This is a genomic window from Mucilaginibacter dorajii (assembly GCF_024808255.1).
GTDB classification, from domain to species: Bacteria; Bacteroidota; Bacteroidia; order Sphingobacteriales; family Sphingobacteriaceae; genus Mucilaginibacter; species Mucilaginibacter dorajii.
The window spans coordinates 105,603-128,909 of sequence record NZ_JANTYS010000020.1; the positions used below are offsets into that span (position 1 = coordinate 105,603).

Genomic DNA, 23,307 nt, shown 5'->3' on the forward strand with positions numbered 1-23,307 from the left:
AACCAACACAGGCTTACACATATTAACCAATTATTAAACTAAATCTCGCGTTTAATATCTTTGATTGCCGGGCATCAGATTTCTCCCCGGTACCTGCTATGTTATTATTTCTTGTCGCACACTAAAAAAACTACTCCCCTTGCAGGTATAGTTACAAAAATCCCGCCACTGGTGGCCGATGAGCTGGCAGCTATGGTAGCATAGGAGGTTGGCCCGCCAACATCGCCCGAAGGGCCGTTATTGTTGACCGTTACCTTACCCGAAAAAGATCCGTTATCGGTGCCGCCCTTCAGGGTATAATAGTAATAGCTGGCCCCGGTATAATAGTTTTTAAAGTTGATGGTAACTACTTTATCGGTGCTGCCTTTGTTTACCAGGGTAACACCGGCCTCGCCCGAGCTGAACGATGATGCATAGCTTACAATATCGGTACTACCACTTACCGTTGAACTGATCATCCTATCGCCAAAGTATTTTTGAAAATAGTACAGGTAGTAAAATGCCGGGCGCGGTGTAAAATCAGTTACGCCGGTTTGCTGATAGGAAAACAACCCATGATCGTTACCATCGCTGCCGCCATTGGCCAAATCCCAGCGACAGGCCATACTTACCTGGTTCTTGATCAGCTCGCCAAGAACCAAAACGGCATGTACACCCGCTATATAGGATACCTGCTGCTTTGAGCCCGTAGCGAAAATATTCCACTCGTCCATTGCAACAGGCTTTTGCGCAACACCAGCTGTTTGAGCAGAATTAGTTACCCAACTCAGCATCGGCGATGTAACCGACGATGCTGTAGCCAGGATAACCTCGGGCGTTGAGTTTTGATTATAAGGGGTATAGTAATTATGTACGACAAAAAAATCGGGCGATGAGCCTGCTGCCGATAATACACCGGCGTTCCAGTTTTGCCCGCCTGTAGTATTGTTTTGGTCGTTTGTTTCGGTAAGCACAATGCCAATTTTAATGGTAACGCCAACATCGCTGGCTGCTTTACGCATCGAATCGGCAAATACCTTGAAATGGGTACCGTACAGCTGACCGGTTAAAATTTCGGGCTGCCCATCTTTGTTTTTCGACACGTCAATACGGTAGCCCGCTTCCCAGTTGCCAAAATTTTCGTTTCCTACTTCCCACAGTTTGGTACGCCCCCTATCGTTCCTCACCCATTGGGCAGCATAGTGCGCCGCGGTTTCAACCGGATGATCACTCAATCCATAACGCGCGTAACCATAATTTACGGTGATGATACCCGTGCTATTGGTTTTTTGCAGCAGCGAATAGTAATTGGCCACGCTGATAGACCAATTATCGGCAACCATGCCGCTCCAATATCCGGTAGCCGGATCGGCACTGCCATCGGCTTTTAACAATTGGGCCGGCACATCTGTAGGTTTACCGCCCGATGGCAAATCATAAAAGTAAACATCTGATAAACTGCCACCCGGTGCCCTGATAATATTGGGCGAAAGGTTGGTTATGTTTTTTACCAGGTCTGCATCGGTATACTGACCGGTAAAGGGGTTCATGTTGTTACCAAACAGGTTTTTGGAAACCTTGGATACCACCTGTGCAAAATCGGCAGTCACCGTTGCTGATGACGAGGCTGTAGGCTTGGCTACACTTTGTACCGATGGCCTGGTAAAGGTTTTACCCTGCCAGTCATCCAAAAAAAAGCCCTGCGAAACCGCGACCGCCGGATCTGTTGGCGATGTTATAGGGCCGGTAGCCCCACCATTGCCCTGGTCAACTACCACAGGCGTTGTTTGATCGGCCGCCTTATCCTTTTTACAGGCTGCCAGGCTTACCAGGCTAAGCATTATCGCCGGCGCGCACTTTATAATTAATTTCATTCTGTTGTTTTTCACCATAGTTTTGTATGCAGGCTTTGTAGCCTTGTTGTTTATAGCATTACCGGGCTACGACGCCCTCAACTCCACATGCGCGCCGAGCATAAAACCCGCCAGCATATAGGTTGCCCTGAATTCATTAGGGGTCGACCGCTTTTTGCGTTTAAAGATCCTGTTGAAATTAGAGATGTTGTTGAAGCCACATTCGTAAGCGATCTCGGCCACGGTAGTTGTTGAATCGATGAGCATCCGCGAAGCATGGCCCAATCTTATCTCGTTTAAACTATCGGTAAAAGTTTTGCCCGTACGTTTCTTGATAAACCTGCTGAAAGAAGCCTCGGGCATGTGCACAACGCGGGCTACTTCGGCAAGCGAGACCCGGCGGTGGTAGTTGTTGTTCATATGCTCAAACACCTTTTCAACGCGACGGCTATTGTGATTAAATTTTTCATTGATGAAGGCCGGATCGGATAAGGTTTTCATATCTGTCGATGTTGACAGCTCATGCAATATAGAAAGCAGTTCCAAAACCGATGTAAACCCGCTTTGCTTGTTCAAAGCCATGATACGTTCTTTTACAGCTAAAATAGTTGCCTCCGAAAACATGATACCCAATGGCGCGCGCTGCAGCATCCCCTTTAAAAAACTAAGCTGGTTGCGGCGTAAAAACTTTTCATCAAACAAATCCTTATGAAACTGGATAACTATGTCGGTTATCTCTTCGCTTTCACATTCATGGGTAAACCAGCCATGGTAAAGGTCGGGACCAATCAATACCAATTCATGATCGCTGATTAACTCAATATGCCCACCCACTACGCGCTTCGCTCCTTTGGCATTTAAGATCAAATGAAGTTCATAGTCGTCGTGATAATGCAGGGGCGACTCAAACTTATTATCAACCTTCGCAAAAACGGTAAAGCAATCGCCGGCCGTTAGCGGGGTAATTTCGCGCATTACATTGCTTGTCATCATAAATAATTTTATAACAATTTTTCAAAAACAGCTTACTTCACCACCAACTGATCGTTTACTACGGCCGCGTACACATCGTCTATAATCATTCCACCAGAGGCGTTTCCCATAGCCAACAAAATTTTGAAACTAACAGCCCTGGCCGGGACCTTAATTATTTTAGAGAAGCGGGTCCAATTCTGGTCGCCGGTTAAGTGGGCTATATTATCGCCTCCCTCTATCTCTTTATCACTACCATCTAAAAAGGCGATGCTAAAGATAGCCCCATCCCAGTCATGTTCCCCTTTTACCACGTTGTTAGCCTTTATCCAGGCGCTAAATTCCAGGCTGCCTGTTTTTTTAGGGATGCGGATGCTTTGATCTATCCCAACCCATTTATCGGTACCGGTAGTGATAATGGCACAACTGTTTTTACCGCTTTTAAAATCCCAGGGGGTAATTTTTCCGCCGTTATCATTCCAGCCATAGAGGTTATCTTCAAAACCACCGTTTTCAACCAGGTTTTTCTGTGCGTTGGCATTAAACACCATCAGCATAAAAATTATACTGAATAATAATTTAAAAAATTTCATCATGAGTATTAGGGTTAGCTTGTTTAAAAATGCCATCATCTTTAAGGCAGATGCTTGTTATTGATGATGGCACTATAAATTTCAATCGGTATTAAATGATACCTATATCATCCAGGTACCAAAGCGCGGTATTACCGCTAAACTCCTGGAAAACTATTGATGTAAAGTTTTTAGGCGCTGTACCACCCGCTGATAAAAAGTACAGCCACCATTACAAACGGTGGCTATATTATCTTTATTTAATATCTACAATGCCAACATCATCAATACTAAAAGTAGAGGCATTGCCACTAAATTCCTGGAAAACCAAGGCGCTGATGTTTGATGGCAGCGGGTTACCGGCATCTACCCAGTTAGCTATCGGGATTTGATAATCTGTCCATTTGCCTTCGGTAAGTGTTATCTGAACGGAGGTGTTAAAGTTGTAGTTAAGGCACAGGTGGATATTTTTACCTGTGGTGCCCTTACCGCCAAATATTGAAAACTTAAGCGCCGTGTTAGCATCAACATTGTTGCCGCTGCCCGGTTGTATCACATAACCATCATACCCACCGGTATAGCTATATGTCCTGGATGTAGTGCCTCTCCTGATATTTGTTTTATCATCTTTCGCTCCTGCGCCCCAGCCGTAATCGCTCCAGCCGTTTTCGTATGAGTCTTCATAAATTGCTGTGCTAAAACCAAATATTGAATTGGTTTGCTTTATTGCAGTAACGCTGTTAGATAACAGGCTTGTTCCTGAAGTAACAACCGGTCCTGTACCTACGCCACCGCCTTTAGTTGCAGTCGTGGTAACCAAAAGATGGGCCGCGGTTACACCCGAGGGTACTTTTACTGTTATTACCGTAGGTGATTTAGTAAGAACCGTAGCTGGTATAGTACCAAATGACACACCCGAAAGACCGTTGAATGTGGTACCGGTGATAGTAATAACATCACCAGGATTACCCGCAAGCTGGCTCACTGTAGTTATGCCGGGTACAGGCTGCTCAACCACAAAAGGTGTACTAACTTTTCCGTGGGCAGTAACAATAGTAAGCACATTATTGGTGCTATCATTACTGTAAGGTACAGTGGTTGGTAATGAGAACTGCACGCTGGTATTTGATGATAAAGCTGTATTGAAATATACCGAAGTACCATTAATATAAATAGCCTTGGCTGTGATAAGGTTGGTACCTAAAACAGCGTATGCAGTGCCAATTTTTCCATCAGTTGTTGTTGAGTCAAAAGAAGCAATAGTTTGTGTAGTTTGGTCTACTTTAGAAATAGTACGTACCCTTGATATGGTTGGAGGGCCATCACCACTACCTTTATTATCCTTTTTACATGAGCTTATAGTTAATACCGTCACCAATGGAAGTATGCAGTAAAAAAATATCTGTTTTAAATTTTTCATAGCTGTATTTATTTAAATGTGTATGGTACCGCTGGTTCTAATAACTTAGGATCGGCTGTTGTTTCATTTATTGGTATCGGCAATAAAAAGTCGGTACTTTTTGGTGTAACTGCGGTATGGTAAACTGTTTTGCGGTCGGGGGCATAAGTACCTCTTTCCTGCTGACTTATAAACTGAGTGGCCAGCGGGTGGGTGTTATTTAGTATACCATTCCATCCATCTATACGGCAAAGGTCAAACCAGTAGTCGTTTTCGATAGCAAATTCGTGCCTTCTCTCGGCTAATATATCATCCTGGATAATAGTAGTGGGCACAGCATTGTTATAGGTAGCGTCGTAGTTTGGGTTAGGAACCGAATGGTGACGGTTTATAACCGTTAACGCCGCTAAATTTGCCCTTTTCCTGATAGCATTGATATAAGCCAAAGCCTGTGCATCTGTTGAAGTGGTATTTTTACCAACAATTGCTTCTGCCGCTATTAAATAAACTTCGGCATAACGCATTAAATAAGTGTTATTTGCTGCAGATTGTGCCGCACCGATGCCTCCATTATCGGCAGGGGTACCTACTACATATTTTTTAATAGCAGCATCGGTACCCTGTGAATTAATGTTATCAGGCACGGTATAGCCTCCTGATGCCGCGTCAATTTCGGGGTAAACATCTTTAGCTTGCATAATAGTTGCGTGCAGGCGCAAATCGCCTCCTTCGTAAGAATTTTGCAAATCAATAGTGGGGCCTAATACGCTGTAGCCATCACCCGTACCTGTAATGATTCCACTTGCGGCTAAAGAGGCTTGTTGAGGGTTGCCGTGACCGTAAGATGCACCACCGGCCCATTGCAATTGACAAATGCTTTCTTCATTGTTGTTATTAGCCGTTTTAAACAGATCGTTATAGGTTTTACCGGCTATATCTACGCCATATAATTTAAACTCCCCGCTATTGATCACCTTTTGTGCTTCTTTAAGCGCATTAGGATAATCCTGCATGTACAGGTACAACTTGGCCAGCATGGCTGAAGCCGAACCGCTGGATACATGGCCCTGTGTGATAGCACCTGTTCTAATCATAGCGGTACAATTCGCCTCGGCAAATTTCATATCGTTAACCATAAAGGTGTAGATATCTTCTATCCTGTTGCTATTTACCTGGAAATTGGTTAAAAAATTGCTGGCATTCTCAATAATAGGAACCGCCCCCCATAACCTCACAATGTGAAAATAAGCCATCGCGCGAAAAAAATGTGCTTCACCCAAAGCATTGTTCAAAACGGCAGGAGTTACACCCGAGCCCGCTCTTGAGGGCATTAAGTTGATCAGCGCATTGGATTGCGCCACAACTGTCCATAACGAACTCCACGCGGCATCATTTTGCGAGTTAAGGTTGGTAACCGCACCATTCAGGTTACCAAAATCGGTAACATCTGACGAGTAACTGCGGCCGTTACCGCCGGTCATCTCACATACCGCCCAACCTGGTTTAGCCACATAATTAAACCAAAGTGAATTATAAAGGTTAAGGGTGCTTGCCGATACCTGCGCATCAGTTTTATAAAAATTATCAATGGCTATCGCGTTTTCGGGCGGCCTGTTGAAAAAGTCTTTTTTACAGCCTGTTATGGTAAATAAACCTACAACTGTCGCGCTGATTATATATTTAATATTTGCTTTCATTTTAAATCTTTTATGGTCAAATTAAAATTCTGCGTTTATTCCCAAAGTAAAAATTCGCGGCGAAGGATACCTTCCCAAATCCACATTGGTTAAAAACACGTTTTGGTTTTGCTGGCCAACTTCGGGGTCTAAACCTTTATAACCTGTTATTACAAACAGATTTTGCGCGCTGCAATACAGTTTTAAACGATTAAGCGCAATATGTTTAGCCCATGACGATGGCAGGCTGTACCCTAAACGCACATTTTGAAACCTTAAAAAAGACGCGCTTTGCAAAAACCGGGTAGACATGTTAAGGTTGGGGTTAACACCACCCTTAGGAGCCGGAATGTTGGAATTTGCATTAGTAGGTGTCCAGTAGTTTGCAGCTTCGGCAAGCTGATTGGTATATAAACCGTTCAGGCCTTCAATGGTGTAATCCAAATAATTAAGCACTTTACCACCATATGAACCATATAAAAATATAGATAGATCAAAGTTTTTATAGGTAAAATTATTGGTAAAGCCATAAGTGAAGGTAGGGTTTGGATTGCCTATAGCGCTCATGTCGCTTGCATCAATCTTACCATCATGATTGGTATCAACATACTGAATATCGCCTAAAGTTGTTGCTCCGCTGGCGCCCAGCGTAGTACTCGTTGGCTGACCAAATTGTACCGGTGCATTTTGCAGCTGATCGGCAGTTTTAAATATTCCTTTAACGGTATATCCATAAAACTCACCTATAGGGCCACCAACTTTGGTTTGCGTAACCGGGATCTGTAAAAATCCGGATGTGATGCTGGCATTAATGATACTGTTATTGTATGTAGAAATAACTTTATTAACATAATGGGTAAAGGTTACTGTAGTGTTCCAGTTAAAATTCTTTGAAATAATGTTTTTTGAATTAATGCTAAACTCAATACCTTTATTACTAACCTCGCCGCCGTTTACATAAAGCGAGCTGATACCACCAAGATAATTAGGACCGCCGGTTAAAAACTCAGGTAATGGTGCCTGGAAAAGGAAATTCTTTGAAGTTTTTTTGTACCAATCGACAGTTGCGTTAATCCGGCCAAATAAAGTAAAATCCAAACCTATATCAGTTTGTATAGATGTTTGCCAGGTTAGGTTAGGATTATTATAATTTGATACGTTAAAACCCGTACCTAAACCGGTAATAGTTGGGTTAAGTGCAGACCCATATTGGTAGCCCGGAATATTCTGGTTGCCTACCTGCCCATAACCTATCCTGAATTTAACATTATCAGCAACGCTTTTAATGCCGGCCATAAATGATTCATTTGAAACTGTCCATCCAATAGCCGCCGACGGGAAATAACCTGTTTGATGACCTTGTGCAAAATTTGAAGACCTATCTGACCGGATGGTGGCGGTTAAGCTATACCTGTTGTCGTAGTCATAAATTGCACGGGCGTAAAAAGACTGCAAGGTATTTGACGATTTATTTTCGCCGATGGTAGGTATCTTAGCACCACCAAGGTTAAGTGTGGGTAAATCGTTACTTAAAAATGTATTAGTACCAGCACTCATACTATTGTACATACCTTCATTCAATTCATAACCTGCAGCCGCCGTTATGTTATGTTTTTTGGCAAACGTATGATTGTAGGTAAGATACTCTTTCCAGTTCCACCCTAATGCCTGATCTGTATATTCACTTAAACTTGCTACGGGATTACCATATATAAGCGAAGGGTTAGTTGGAGAAGTTACCGTGTACGAGGGAAAAAACAATACGCTTTTTGAAAAATTATCATAGCCGCCAATTTCCGATCTTAAAGTCAAATCTTTAGTGAAACGGATATCGGCATAAAAATTTGCATTTATCTGACTGCGCACCAGGTTGTTGGTATTTAAGGTGGCCAATGCAACCGGGCTGATAAAAGTACCACTGCCGTATGATGCCGGGGCAACGGTAAAGCTACCGTCGGGATTGCTGGCTGCCTGATCCGGGGCATTAAGCAATGCCTGGTAAACAATACCGCCATTATCACTCGCCCCCATATTTTGATCGGTACGGTTCAACGTCATGTTTGAGCCAAGTTTAAACCAGTCTTTCAACTTTCCCTCAACATTGGTGCGAAAAGAGTAGCGCTTAAAGTTCGACCCTATAATGGTTCCATTTTGTTTAAGAAAACCGCCTGATATATAATAATTCACATTGTCGTTACCGCCGTTCATTGAAAGGTTATGACTTTGCATCGGCGCGTTTCTAAAAACTGCGTTTTGCCAATCGGTGCCAGGGCCAAGCAGGCTGGGATCTAAAAACTCCTGTCTGCGGCCTATTCCGGTAATATCGGCTATGGCATTTTGTATAGTGGCATATTGCTGCAGGTTCATCATCTTCAGAAAACGGCCCTGCTGCTGAACACCGTAATAACCATCGTAATTTAAATGGGCGGTGCTGTTTTTGCCTTTTTTGGTGGTAATAATAACTACGCCATTTGAACCACGGCTACCATATATGGCTGTAGCCGACGCGTCTTTCAATATATCTATCGACTCAATATCGTTTGGGTTGATATAGCTTAGCGGGCTAACTGTATTTTCGCCATTATTTTGGTTTTGAGTGGTGTAGGCCGAACCGTCAATATACACACCATCAACTACATACAAGGGCTCATTTGAACCCGAAAGCGATGTTATACCCCTGATGTGCACCGAGGCCGAACTACCAGGGGCACCTGTGCCATTGGTAACGGTAACGCCGGCTGCTTTTCCCTGCAACATTTGATCAACACTTGTTTGGGGGATATTCTGAATGTCTTTAGCAGTTACCGATGATATGGCGCCATTTACATCCTGCCTTTTTTGCTGACCATAACCGATAACCACCACATCTGCCAGTGTTGTTGACGAATTAACCAACACTACATTAATTATAGTTTTTTTGCCGATAACAACATCCTGGGATTTCATACCGATGAATGAAAAAGTAAGTTCGGCAGCTCCGCCCGGTACGCTGATGCTGTAATTGCCGTCTTTATCGGTAACTACACCCGATTGGTTGTTTTTTACTCTAACAGATACGCCGGGAAGGGTTATCCCTTTCTCGTCTGTTACTGTTCCTTTGATTACTGTTGCCTGATTTTGCGCTTCCACCCGGAAGCTTACAAAAAGAGACAAAAACAGCAATGCCATTCGTAGAATTTTTCGCATAATAATTGGGTTAATTGATAATTGATTTATTATTGATTTTTGGTTTTTAAATTGGCAAACATCACGTACATCAAAATTGGCACAAGCATTTTGCGGGCACAGCGGCTTTAATTACAAGCTGCATTTACAGGTAAACCCGCAATAAATTGCGGGTTAAAATTTCCACTAAAATTTGTAAACTAATTCTTCAGGTTTAATAGCCGGCAGATGTACTTGAAAGCAATTGCCGGTTATCCGTTTTGTTGAGGGTAAAATTATATGCGAAACCAAACCCGGTTGTGGATAAATAGGGGCACAAATGTCAACCTTAATTAACATATTGATTATCAATTATTTAATTATATTACTGACAAATAAATCAGGCGAATTGATTTTTAAAAGTTACAAATGTATACCTACCATATTGAGCTAATACTTTTTAAACTGAGATAATAGTATTGCCTTGTGGTGATTAATTGGCAATTGTTGGCGGGCGAGTTTATTCTTAAAGGGGTTAAATGCAAAGTTACTGGTCGCAGTGAATTTTACCTGGCACAATTCAAAATACTGTTATCCTGGACATCGTGAAGAATCCACTCTAATCCATAACTTTAAAAGGCAACCAAAAGATGTATATTTCTCCTCACCTCCGGCGCACAATTCCCCTCAGGTTCGTTCGTATGACATCGGTTTATTTAGTAATAAGATTTCAAAGATGTGTACACGCAATATGGTATCAATGAGCTTAAAGCTCACGGTAGATAGTAGCGGTTTTGATTACGCCTCCGCCTCTTCAGCGGCCTCAACGTACTTTGATGGGATGGTGTTATACTCGGCCTTGAACATCTTAACAAAGTATTTCTGACTTTTGAAGCCTACTTTGTGGCAGATCTGTGATATGGTCAAGTGCCCTGTTTCCAGGAGCTGTGCGGCACGTTTTAAGCGCATGGAACGTACCAGTTCATTGGGTGTTTTACCCGTCATGGCCAGGATTTTTTTATAAAGCGTGTAACGGCTTACAAATACCTCATTGCTTAGTTCTTCTACCGAGAAGTTAGGGTTAGCGATGTTATTATCTATCAGTATCAACACCTTTTTAATAAAAACCTCGTCAGGCGAATCTACATGCATTTCTGTTGGGTTAACCTCCACTTGTTTGGTATAGGTCTTTCGCATACTTTCCTGTTGACTCAGGATGTTGCGGATCTTTGATTGCAGGATCTCGAAGTTAAAAGGCTTGGTTAAGTAATCCGTTGCACCGGTTTCCAGCCCCTTCAGCTGCTGGTCTTCGCCGGTCATGGCGGTGAGCAATATCACGGGGATATGCGAGGTACGTTTATCGTTCTTCAGTTTCAAACACAGGTCGATACCGTTCATTTCGGGCATGGTAACGTCGCTAACAATTAAGTTAGGATGCTGGGCCAATGCTTTTTGCCAGCCTTTTTTGCCGTTTTCGGCCTCAATAACATTAAATGCTGTTTTTAGGTTGTCTTTAATATAAAACCTAAAATCGTCATTGTCTTCTACCAGCAAAACGGTTGGTCTCTTGCCATCGCGGGGTTCTTTGAAAACTTCGGTTTTAACTGCACCATTTTCCAGCCAAAATTCATTATCATGATTGAACGGTAAAAGCGTATCCGTGAAAACACTGGCATCTAATTGCATAAGCGGTAGCAGTACGGTAAAGCAACTCCCCTGGTTAAACTCGCTCTCTACGTAAATCTCCCCCTCGTGCAGTTTTACAAATTCTTTGGTTATAGATAAGCCGATCCCGCTGCCCTGGTTAAGCATAGAGCCAGGCAAATCGTTTTGAAAAAAAGGATCAAATATTTTATCCAGTTTATCGGCGGCAATACCTATACCCGTATCTATCACCCTAATCTCTAAAAACTGTTCATCAGTATCCCGTTTATGTATCAGGTTTATTAAAACACTTACCTGGCCGCCTTCCTGGGTAAATTTGTAAGCGTTTGACAGCAGGTTGAACATGATGCGCTCTATTTTATCATGGTCAAAACTGGTGTAATAGGTTTCAATTTCGGCGTCAAAAACAAAGCGGATGCTTTTTTGATCGGCCACATCCGTAAACGCGAATGAAAGATCTTTGATAAAGCTGATGATATCGCCATTCATCTTATGCAGCTTTAATTCCTGGTACTCCATCTTTCTGAAATCGAGTAGTTGATTTACCAGGTTGAGCAGCCTTTTGGCATTACGGTTCACCAGCATTAACTGCCGTTGTACTTCAGGCTCTGCAACCTGCTTCAGGATCTTATCAACCGGGGCCATGATAAGCGATAACGGCGTGCGAAACTCATGGCTTACATTGGTAAAGAACTTTATCTTCATTAAATCCAGCTCGTGCATGCGCTGAGCCTCTTCCCGCTCCTTTTCAATAGAAAACTGGGTGCGTATTTTTTGAATACCCCGCCTACGGAGGTATAACAATGAGCCTATGGCCAACGCGGCGTATAAAATATAAGCCCAGGTAGTTTTCCAATATGGTGGCGATATTTTTATGTTTAACGAAAGCTCATTACTGTTCCAGCCCTCGTTATTGCCTGCACGTACCCTAAATATGTAGTCGCCGGCATCAAGGTTGGTGTAGGTGGCTTTGCGTACTTTGTTATCGGCGTCTATCCAGTTATTATCAAAGCCTTGCATGCGGTATTGGTACCTTGTTTTATCGGGATTAAAGTAATTGAGTGCCGCAAATTCAATGGCAAATACGTTATCATTATATTTTAGGCTCAGGTTTTTCAAACCCACTATAGAACTGTTTAAAATAACAGATCCGTTTACCTTATCACCCGGTTTTACGGTTTGGTTAAAAATTTGCAGATCGGTAAATACCAGGTTGGGCTGATTTTTATTGGTTAGCAGATCTGTCGGTTTAAAAATATTAAACCCGTTACCCCCACCGAACAACAGTTCGCCCTCCCGGGTGTGGTACGACGAATTTTCGGTAAACTCGCGCCCTTGCAGTCCCTCTGTTTCGTTATAGTTTACAAAACGAAATTTAAGCTTTGCTGATGACCTATCGACAAAAATGCTGGATAAACCATTGGGCGTACTCGCCCATATATTGTTGCGGCTGTATTGCTGCAAATCAATAATGGTGTTATCGGGCAAACCATCGGCTTTGTTTATATTGGTGAACTTGCCAGTTTTATAATCAAATATGCTGATTCCCTCCCGGGTGCTTATCCAAATCAGGCCGTCTTTATCTTCCAGGATGTTGTTGGTGTTGTTATTGATGAGACTGGTGGGATCTTTGTCATCATGCAGGTAATGCAAAAACCGGTGATCTTTTTTCAATAAAAGGTCTACCCCATAAGCTGTTACTATCCAGATGTTTTTACGCCTGTCTTCAATTAACGCGCTGATATAGTTAGAGTGGATGCTATTTTTGTTCATATCCCCATCATACCTGTAAATGCCCGTCACATTCCGGTTTTTATCCAATATGTTAAGCCCGGCAGATAAGGTACCAACCAGCAAATTATGGTCGCTATCTTCGGTGATGGAGCAAACCCTGTCTTCGGATATGCTGGCAGCTACGCCATCGCTATGTTTGTAGTGCCTGAAAGTTTTACCATCAAAACAATCGAGGCCGCCGTAATACGTTCCAATCCATAGCTTTTGCTCGTGGTCAAAATACAGGCAAACCACTACATTATTGGTGAGGCTGTTTTTATCGGCAGCGTTATGCAGGTATTGTTTAAAGGTGTTGTTTTTTCTATCCCAGTAAATTAGCCCGCCACCATTGGTGCCAATCCATATGTTGCCGGCTTTATCTTCGGCAAAGTTGTTGATATCGCTAAAGGGGAGACTCTTTTTATCAGACAGGTGATGCGTGTAACCTGCAAACTTTATAATATTCTGGTGGTAGTAGCTCACCCCTCTTTTGTAGGTTCCGCACCAGATTATACCACTATTATCCTTATAAATACAGGTTATGCTGTTTTGACCGAGGGTTTTGCTATCGTCTTCGCGGTTGGTGATGTACTGGGTTTTAAAATCTTTTTTGTTTAAAAGATTGATGCCGCCGTGATCGGTACAAATCCAGATGCGGTTTTCATCGTCCTGGACAACATCCGCTATTACGTCTGTGTTGATAGTACCCGTAGCTTTAACAATATGTTTAAATACTTTATTTACCGTACTGATGTAAAACACACCCGCCGAATAACTCGGTACAAAGGCCCAAAGATCATCCTGCTTATCAATATATATTCTATAGCTCGAACTTAGAGCCGATGGCAAATTGCCCAGCTTTAAGCGGTAATTTACCTGGTATGTTTTAGGATCTAAGCGCTCCAGGATACCGGAGTTGGATACCAGCCAGATGTTGCCTTTTGAATCTACCGATAAATCGGTAACCAAGTTTGATGCTATCGAGGTTGTATCGGTATTTTTGTGGGTAAGGTTGATGGTGGTATTGGTAACAGGATTGTACTTAAAAACCCCTTGATTTTTATTGTGCTGCAAAAACCAGAAATTGCCAAACCTATCTTTTTTAATGGCTAAGATATAAGTATCATACACCTTAATTTTATACATGAAGGCTGTTAGGTTCCGGGTAAACTTCTCGGTAGCGGGGTCATAAATATTGAAGCCGGTGCGGGTTTCTATCCATAATTTATTTTCGGGACCTGGATTGATGCTTACAATGTAGTCGTCGTCAAGCGTGGTGGTATCGCCGGCTATGTGTTTAAAGCTTTTAATGCTGTAGCCATCGTATTTGTTTAAGCCCGATAACGTGCCAAACCACATAAAGCCCCTTTTATCCTTATAAATGCAGTTTACCTGGTTATGGGATAGCCCGGCATTGATATCCAGGTGTGAAAACTGGAATTGGTTATTTTGCGCACTCACCTGTTGCGCCATACATCGCAGCAAAAAAAGCAGCAAAAACGCCTTAAACTTCATGCAGTTACCGGTAAAATATAAATTGGTTTATAACTAACCTTAAAGGTAGTATTAAAACCAATTCATATTCAAACAAAATGAAGTTTTGCGTGATAATATAGTTGTATCGATAACACTTATTTTTTCAACTCTTGGGCTTCGGCCAGCAATTCCTCATCGGTAGTAAAGCCTTCCAGTTTTTTGGCGACGGTACCATCGGGGTTAAAAAAGAAAAGCGTTGGTGTAGCCCTGATCGGGTATTGCTCATTGAGTTTCTTTCCTTCCGGGCTATCAACATCAATAGCGATGTTAATCAGCTGAGCATTATAAGTTTCGCCTAACTCTTTTTTCACCAATACCTCCTGCTCCATTTTTTTGCAGGTGGGGCACCACGAGGCATGTGCAAATACAAACAAAGGCTTGTTTTGCACCTTTGAAAATTCCATTGCCTGCGCCAGCGTAGTAACCTTGAAGTTGATACCATGTGCCGAGTTTAATTGCGGTTTAAACTTGTTGCTGCAAGCAGCGAAAGCAATACTCAAGCCAATCACCCCGAAGAGCACCAACAGCGTGCTCCTGTTTATTTTTATGTAAGTCATCATAAATTGTTCCGAACCTTTGTTGATTCAATTGGTTAGTCGCGACGCCTGATCATTCCTTACAAAATTTTTATGGGGCATAAAAAAGCACCGCGTGGGGGTTAACCACTGCGCGGTGCATTGTAAAGGGAGGGGATAATTATTTTACGGCTAACAGGTCGACCTTTTTAATAACCGGTGCTTCGGCCAATAGTTCGGGGGCCTTTGCCATTAATGCTTTGGCTATTTCGCCGCCAAGGTGGGCATCGCGACCGGCTTCGTCTTCAAAAGTGTCAAATATGCCAAACGTTGATGGGCCGAGTTGCAGGGCATACCAACTTACGGTGCCTGGCTCCTGCTCTGCCAATGGCAAAGCGCTTTTAATAAAGTCGGCCACTTCTTGTTCTTTACCTGGTTTGGCCTCAAGCGTGGCCAGTAATGCTAATTTTACCATTGTTTTTTGATTTTTGTAGGTGTTTTTACCTGACCGTTTTTAACGTCGGTCATTTATGCAAGCTTTGACGAGGCTGAGTTAATATCCTTACAATGAATTTAAAAATTTGTTTTGGTTCACTAAAAACAGCGTAAACAAAAAAGCCCTTGAGTTTTTTCAACTCAAAGGACTATTGTAAAGGTTCTTAGTATTTAGCCCTCAACACACCCTCACCATATCCATTCCTAATATATGTGCCAACTTTTGTATTTTACTGCTGATGTGGCCCACGCCTACCGCGCAATGATGCGCGGGGCCGTGGCTGTTCCAGTCATTTACAAACCGGCGGGCGCCGCATGAAAAGCGGTAGCGACTGTTGGTATTACCTATCTGAAGGATCGGGCCGGCAACAGATTCACCTTCTGCTACCAGCAGCATTAGCGCGCCATTTGCCGTTTCAACAACAGACAACAAGGTAACCGGACCATTTTTAACGGCCATCTCTACCGATAAGCCCTTCCCTACTTTGCCATGATACACCTGCAAAGGCTTCACTTTGGTTTTTCCTTCGGCTATGGCAATATGGCCGGGGCCGTCATGTCCCATCAATACCATATCATCTTTATAATCCATGGCGTAATATTCGGTGAAGGAGCCGCCTGCGCCAAAGCTATCCATGATTTTCATGGCCTGGGCGTTTTTTATTTCGTACTCCCCAGCCACCGGGATGCCGTTGGCCGTAAGCAGCGAGTTACCGAGGATGATCGAGCTCATCGTATCCTCGTTATCTGCAATGCCGGTGCCCTTATGGTAATACGCGAACGACCCTAATTTATAGCTGGCGGTTAATTTATCCATCGCAACGGATGTTTTTGCCGCCCTCGCCAGTTCTTCGGGCAGACAATCAGGCTGAATATCGAACTTGTCTTTAAAATCCGCTACGCGGCTTTCTATTTCAGCGGTGCCTACTTCGTTTTTAATCGCGGTCAATTCCTCTACCTCGATGTGCTCAAAATGGCCGCCGAAATATTTGATCTGCAAGGTTAGATCTGTATAGATATCCAACATGCCTGAGTAATAATTGCCCATGCAGCCCATGCGGTTGTTTTGCATAATGTTGGCAACGTTGGCCGCTTCTATCCACTCACTGATCTCCTTCCAGCTTTCGGCATCGTTTTCAAGCATGCCGGTTACCTGGTGAAATTTAATGCCTGTTCTTTTAAACACGTTGGCAATTTCTGGCACCGGGCAGGCCGAGCAGTATTTGAGCCAGGTACCCGTCATCTGGATACGATCGCTCAGTTTATTAAACTGTTCGTAATTTATACTATCCCCCGGCGAAAGGTTTAAGATGATCACCGGCACATTGGCTTTCTGTACAACAGGCAGCACAGTGGCCGATAAGGCGTAAGTGCCTACGTACAACAATATCAGCTGCACATCCTCCTGCCTGAAAAGTTTGCCGGTTTCAAAGGCTTTATCAACGGTATCCACCAATCCGGCGTTAACCACAGTTACCGGCAACTCATCCAATTTTGATTTCAGGCCACCCAGGTAACCTTCCAGACTTGCCTTAAGCCCTTCAAACTGATCCCAATATACATCCAGTCCTATTCCGAATAGACCGATCTTTAAGTTGCTGTTTATCATTTATTTAAATCAAAAATATAATTACCAGATCCACAGGAGATTTTTACAAGGTCTTTTTCTGCAGACCGTTCATAAGTTGTTTGTTTTCCGTTGGCGAATAGCTTCATACCCGGCTTTAGCGGCAGGTATACGTTTGCTTTTGTATTAGGCGGAATGGTTACCACTAAATGGAAACTATCCGCTCGTTTTGTCCAATTTGTTTTAACCCACCCGTATGGTGTATGAAAAGTCCCGCTGGCGCTGTTGATATCGCCCACCAGCTGCGGCCTTATGCTGAGTTGTTTAAAGCCTGTACTGCCATCTTCCTGCGCTATGCCCGCAAGTCCGCTGTAAAACCATTCCATAATATGACCAAGCATTAAGTGGTTATTTGATACATTTTCCAATGCGGGCCATGACTCTGTTAAGGCTGTGGCCCCTTTTTTAAGCTGATAGCCATAACCCGGCACATCATCGCGGTTGTTCATGTCATAAATCACCTGCGATTGGCCGCCTTTATCGAGCGCGTTTATTAAAAAATGAAAGCCGATGTCGCCCGCCGTAAGCTTATAATTTTGCTGTTTGATGGAATCCGTCAGGTTTTTTAATACTGTGGCGCGATTACTTTCATTAACCAAACCTAAACTTAAAGGCATAGCCATTGCCGTTTGGCTGCCGGTTGAATAAACGTTGGTAGCGGCATTGAAAAACTTACTATTGAAGGCATCCTTAACCTCAGTTGCCTGTTTTTCGTAAGCGACAGCATCCTGTGACTTGTTTAATACCGATGCCATTTTACCCAGCAACATTACATCGTAATAATAAATGGCCGTCGCGGTAAGAGCTTTTGGCGTAAGTTGTGCTTCGCCGGGCTGGTTTGGGCCGTAATCAAACCAATCGCCTAAACCATAGTTCAGGATATGGTTATTGGCTTTGCCGGCCAGGTAGGCTACATACCGTTGCATCATAGGGTATGCCTGTTGCAGTATATCTTTATCGCCATACCAGGTGTATAACTGCCATGGCAGGATCACCGCGCTGCTGCCCCACTCGGGCGAATCAAGAAAGCCGCCGTCAAATTTTACAAACTCGGGCGCTATATCTGGCACAAAACCTTCTTTGCTTTGAGCATCTATCAAATCGAACACCAGCTTGCGATACAAAGCATAATTATCCAGGTTGTAATGGATAGAATTCCCCATCAGGTAATCCTGCTCCAGCCAGCTCAGCTTCTCGCGGTGAGGGCAATCAGTGATCACGCTTTGGTAATTACTTTTTATGGCCCAGTTAATGAGTGTATAAATGCGGTTAAATAATTTATTTGAGCAGTTGAACGTACCACTTTGGGGCGATGAGTTACGGGTATGCAGTGATGTTAGTTGTTGAATAATAGGTAATGTATCTTTTTTGCCGGCCGGCACAGCTCCCTCAACCTGTACGTACCTGAAACCATAATAGGTAAACTTTGGTCGCCATACCTCAACGCCGTTACCTTTTAGGGTATATGACAGGTAATAAGGCTCGCCGGTAGCTTCCTGGTTGGCCAGTTTCCCGGGCGTTAAAATTTCGGCCGGGGTCAGTTTTACAGTTTGCCCCTTACGTCCTTTAACCTTCAGTTCCAAAATACCCGAAATATTCTGCCCAAAATCATACACATACACTGATGGCTTAGGTTCACTAACCTTCTGCACCTTAAACGAATCCATAACCGCTACCGGGTAATCAGGATCGGCCTTCAATATTCCCTTCGGTACGGTAACCAATTCGGCATTTCTCCATTGGGCATCATTAAAGCCCGTTGTGTTCCAACCTTTCTGTTCCAGTCGGGCATCATAATCCTCGCCCCCATAAATACTACTAAATATTATTGCCGATGGCGCGGTTTTCCAGCTTTGGTCACTTACAATATCCCCGGTAGTTCCATCGGTGTAAACCAGTTTTATCCTGCAAATAAGTTTGGGCATCCCAGAAGCATCTACAAATTTAAAATAGCGCTCGCGGTTAATATTGTAAAAGCCATTTCCTACGGTTACGCCAATGGCGTTTGTACCCGGTTTTAAAAGGCTGGTAACGTCCAATACGTTGTACAGGCAGGTTTTGTCATAATAAGTCCAGCCGGGGGTTAAAAAGCCATTGCCTGCTTTGCGGCCATTCAGCGTTAACTCGTACTGGCCCAGGCCGCTGATAAAAGCATATGCCATGGCTACTTTTTTAGGCGCGGTAAACTCTTTTCTGAAGTTGGGCACTACCGGCCTTTGCATCGCTTTGTTGCCTAATTGCGATACTGAAGGGAAATGAACGCCTGGCGCTACACGCATATCATCGGGCAAATCTTCATAACCAATCCAGCGGGCACCTTTCCAGTCAGCAGTGTTTTCAAGCCCGGTACAAAAAGTACTGACCCTGCTCCATGACGATGCCTTTTTGTTTTTATCCCAAACCCTTACCTGCCAGTAATAAACTGTACCCGGCTTTAAGGATTTACCCAGGTAAGGCACCAAAACGCTTTCATCGCTTTTAATTACTGCAGAGTTCCAGTTATCAAAAACGCCCGCTTTTAAATTTTTTATTGATGTGGCAACAACCAATTGGTAAGCCGTTTGATATTGATCATTTTGCTGCGATGAGGTTTCCCAACCAAAATGCAGGTTTTGAACGGGCACACCCAAAGGATCAACCCGGTTTTCGCACAACGTGGTTACTACGTTTAATTGCGCAAAAGCGTCGTTAAACATCAAAGCAATTGCAGCGCCGGCCAACAGCCACCGTAATAAAATCTGCTTATAATAACAGGTCATATATCTTGATATCAATTAAAAGCTGCTTTGCTGTATAGTAACCGGCCCCACCAAACCCGACTTTAACAAAGGCGAATCCTTATTATAAAACTCGTAAGTAGTAAAAGTAAACCTATGGCTTGTACGGTGCTGCCCCTTTACCAGCCATTCGGGCCAAAGATTGTCATCTTTAATGCTATCGCCAGGTATCCTGGCATCGCCAATAAGCCGGTTAGCCCATAAATTTACTACTTCTATTTCCAACTGGTTATGTGCTTTTAAACCGGCAGCACTGATATCTATTTTCCAGGGCGCTGTCCAGATCACGCCAACATCTTTACCATTTACTTTCACACGCGCCATATTGCTTACCTCGCCAAGATCAAGGCTTATCTTTTTATTTTTTTGGGCGATGATGTTTTTAGGCAAATCAAAAACTTTATGGTACACTGCTGTGCCCGAGTAATATTTAATACCATCTTCAGGACATTGGGTCCAGTCTTTCAGTTCATTAAATTGAATTTGCTTAGGGCCACCCCATTTAGGATCAAACGATACCCGCCATGGCCCGGTTAGTGTTTTTACAACTTTAGCCGGGGCAAAGTTTTTGGTATTTGATGATGCAGGGCCGTTTTTGGCAAATACAATAAAGTAGCTTTGGTAAGCATCAAACTTTAAAGGCACCGCTGTAACCGCCCCGTTCATGGTGTATTCGGGTAAGTTTTTCACCCCGGTAGTTATAGGGTCCCAAAGTTGTGGTTTCCCCACAATGCTCCTGAATGATGCCGTGGTTTCTACGGTTTCGCCCGTACGGTTAGATACAAAATAGATATCCTCGCCGTTTACCACACGATGGGTGTAACGCAATTGCCCGTTGGCGGCAAAGTCCTGCTCCACATTCATCGCTTTTAATAAATTGGCTGTAAGGTCATATTCGGGGTAAAGATCATTGATCTGTTTATCCAGTTCGCCACCCCAAATCACTTTTCCTTTGCCGTACGCATGTTCGGTTTGTTGGGCCGGCTCCTGTAAAGATCCCCAAAGTGATTTAGCCATAGTGCTTATCTGCACGTCGCACATCGGGTAGCCCGATAAACCCGGCGAATTTGAAGGTGGCGCACCAACAACTACGGCACCATCATTTATCAGGGTCGTTATTTTTTGCAGTAAAGCTGGGGTCATGGTTTTTACAGCCGGCAAAACCAATAGCTTATAGCTTGCCCCTCCCGGAAACACGATCAACCCGTTTTGAACACTTGCTTTATAAAGCTGGCTTGGTGCACAGCCATCAAAATTATAGCCTTTTCTATCGGGTATTACCACATCGCCATCCATGGCAGAAGATGGCGGTCTGAAAACGTGCGGCGATCCCTCGGGTGTTAAATAAAGTACATCGGCTACGGTACGCCCCTGTTGTAAAATATACTGGCAACGCGATACATAGTCATGATAGCTGCCCACCATTGGCCACCAGGTTTGGTTCCTGTCCCAATGTACCCCGTACGGTCCCATGGTTGCCCCCGGGCGTAAAGAATCGGGCAGAAATTGGTTTTGAAACGTATGGTAAACAAAACGGTTAATACCAGCAGCAAATGCCCAGTCGCCCTGGTTTTTCATTGATCCTGGATACTGTTTCCAAACCTCATCCTGCGCGGTAAAGGCCTCGGCCGGGATCAGTGATTTTCCGTTTACATGCCCTATCGAAGTAGATTCAATACAACTGAAAGATGAATTGAAGCCGAAACCTTTACTCCAAAATTCGCACATCGGCACATCGGCAATATTACCCAGCTCCAGGTCGGCAGTGGGGTTCATATCATAAGGTTCGATAGAAAGCTGTAAACCTAATTTATGCCCATACTCTTTCACATGGCCGGCATGATTTTCCAATACCAGTTCCTGTGATGTTTGGCGCAGGTCCCACAAAAAGCGCTCGCTGATCTCTTTGCTTTCTACAATATCGCCCGCGTAAACCGGGTAAAATGGCAATGGATCATAGCCCCTCCTTTTGGTAAACTCTTCACGGAAGCGGGCCGTCCAGTTTTGGGAACCCATTTCCCAGCTATCAATATGCAGACGTTTTAAACCGCCCTGCAAATTCGGATCGGGCTTGCCCGTTTTACGCAACAACCTGCCTACGTAATTATCCAAATGGGCGTTTAAAGCCACGGTATCAAACTTATCGGCCTCAAAACCCAAACCGGGTACCGGCGCCGGACGGGTGATAGCGCCGTTATTCCGTTTACCAAAACGCATAATAGTCCAATTTCCGGCCGGTGCAACCCAATTAAGCCCACCATCGGCTTTTAGTTTGCCGGTAAGATCAATTATCTTGTTTTTATCAATAACCGCGTCTTTTGCAGGCTCGGTATACGTGGCCACATAAGGTAAATATTGCTTAACACCTGGTGCCGACGAATATGGCGCACGGTAGTAAAGTGCTTTTTCGTCAATATCGGCAATTTTGGGCGATGCCGCGGCAGGCGTTGGATAAGCGATCACCGCCACATCCTCATAAAAATCATTCCATTGTTTTTTCAGTTCGGGCGTAAATGCCCCCTCGCCAAAATAAGGGCGTTTGGGTAAGGGTAGAGGCAAAACAATGGGCTGTTTGGCGCCGCCGGTTACATTTACAGTACTGCTTACCAAATGCTGCATGGATTGTGCTGTGGGTACCCATGGCCCGCCGCTCCCCGTCCACCCCGGACCAATACCCAGTGTAATTTCTATCCCCAAACGTTTTGATTCTTTTACGGCGTGGACAAACATATTTTGCCATTCCTCACTCAAAAAATCAACCGGTCCGCGGGGAATACCCACGTTCACCTCCAAAAATATCAGGTTACCAATACCCGCTTTTTTCATGGATTCCAAATCGGCAGTGATGGATTTGGCCGACATATTGCCATCCATAAAATACCAGTACACGCCAGGCTTGGCACTATCCGGCGGATGCACAAAGCCGGCTTTTAGTTTACTTACCTGTGCGTGGGCTACCATCTGGGAACCAAACAGGAGAATAAGACAAGAGATGAAGAATCGGTACATTATATATTTATTAGGTAGGCTGGGTAAATTGGTTTTATAAAATATTATAGTTCTAAACATTGGGGTTGCGAATTTCAACTTTCTGCATCCAAATACATCATGTCATTACGAGGCACGAAGCAATCGCGTCGTCATGCATATTCGCCCTGTAGAGCATGAGATTGCTTCGTGCCTCGCAATGACATATTCCTGGACCGCTTACTTTTCAAATCCCCTCTTGAGAGTAATGGCGCTAACTTAGTTAGTTTATTTGTACTTTTTATACTTTCCTGCTTTGGTTTTTCTCGCATAATGCCTGTCGTTACGTATCGGTAT

At 43.7% G+C, this 23,307-nt stretch carries 12 protein-coding genes; all 12 read right to left on the reverse strand.

Annotated features, from left to right (window positions below):
• Positions 1-104: 104 nt before the first annotated feature.
• The 12 genes from FHS10_RS22470 to FHS10_RS22525 all read right to left on the reverse strand — a co-directional run bounded on the left by FHS10_RS22470 (position 105) and on the right by FHS10_RS22525 (position 22,992).
• A complete protein-coding gene (locus FHS10_RS22470) occupies positions 105-1,853 on the reverse strand; it encodes an alpha-L-arabinofuranosidase (RefSeq protein WP_259095362.1) in 1,749 nt (582 codons plus the stop codon).
• A 66-nt stretch (positions 1,854-1,919) separates the two neighbouring features.
• Positions 1,920-2,825: a helix-turn-helix domain-containing protein gene (locus tag FHS10_RS22475; protein ID WP_259095381.1), complete on the reverse strand. Its 906-nt coding sequence runs from the start codon at positions 2,823-2,825 to the stop codon at positions 1,920-1,922.
• A 32-nt stretch (positions 2,826-2,857) separates the two neighbouring features.
• Positions 2,858-3,400, reverse strand: a complete 543-nt coding sequence (locus tag FHS10_RS22480) for a carbohydrate binding domain-containing protein (RefSeq protein ID WP_259095383.1) — start codon at positions 3,398-3,400, stop codon at positions 2,858-2,860.
• Between the two features lie 232 nt (positions 3,401-3,632).
• Positions 3,633-4,796, reverse strand: coding sequence for a hypothetical protein (locus FHS10_RS22485; RefSeq protein WP_259095386.1), 1,164 nt, complete (start codon positions 4,794-4,796; stop codon positions 3,633-3,635).
• 8 nt (positions 4,797-4,804) lie between these two features.
• Entirely contained in the window at positions 4,805-6,472 is a 1,668-nt protein-coding gene (locus FHS10_RS22490) for a RagB/SusD family nutrient uptake outer membrane protein (protein WP_259095388.1), read from the reverse strand.
• A gap of 21 nt (positions 6,473-6,493) precedes the next feature.
• The gene (locus tag FHS10_RS22495; protein ID WP_259095392.1) at positions 6,494-9,637 is read right to left on the reverse strand and encodes a SusC/RagA family TonB-linked outer membrane protein; all 3,144 of its coding nucleotides are present in this window, start codon (positions 9,635-9,637) and stop codon (positions 6,494-6,496) included.
• A 756-nt stretch (positions 9,638-10,393) separates the two neighbouring features.
• Positions 10,394-14,548 (reverse strand): hybrid sensor histidine kinase/response regulator, encoded by a 4,155-nt coding sequence (locus tag FHS10_RS22500; RefSeq protein WP_259095403.1) that lies wholly within the window; start codon positions 14,546-14,548, stop codon positions 10,394-10,396.
• Positions 14,549-14,664: 116 nt separating this feature from the next.
• Positions 14,665-15,129 carry a thioredoxin family protein gene (locus FHS10_RS22505; protein WP_259095405.1) on the reverse strand — a complete coding sequence of 155 codons (465 nt, stop codon included), beginning with the start codon at positions 15,127-15,129 and terminating at the stop codon, positions 14,665-14,667.
• A 136-nt stretch (positions 15,130-15,265) separates the two neighbouring features.
• Entirely contained in the window at positions 15,266-15,559 is a 294-nt protein-coding gene (locus tag FHS10_RS22510) for a putative quinol monooxygenase (RefSeq protein ID WP_259095417.1), read from the reverse strand.
• Between the two features lie 198 nt (positions 15,560-15,757).
• Positions 15,758-17,188 carry an arabinose isomerase gene (locus FHS10_RS22515; RefSeq protein WP_259095425.1) on the reverse strand — a complete coding sequence of 477 codons (1,431 nt, stop codon included), beginning with the start codon at positions 17,186-17,188 and terminating at the stop codon, positions 15,758-15,760.
• Positions 17,185-19,965, reverse strand: a complete 2,781-nt coding sequence (locus FHS10_RS22520) for a family 78 glycoside hydrolase catalytic domain (protein ID WP_259095427.1) — start codon at positions 19,963-19,965, stop codon at positions 17,185-17,187. Before FHS10_RS22520 ends, FHS10_RS22515 begins: the two co-directional genes overlap by 4 nt.
• A gap of 15 nt (positions 19,966-19,980) precedes the next feature.
• Positions 19,981-22,992 (reverse strand): glycosyl hydrolase, encoded by a 3,012-nt coding sequence (locus FHS10_RS22525; protein WP_259095429.1) that lies wholly within the window; start codon positions 22,990-22,992, stop codon positions 19,981-19,983.
• Positions 22,993-23,307: the final 315 nt, after the last annotated feature.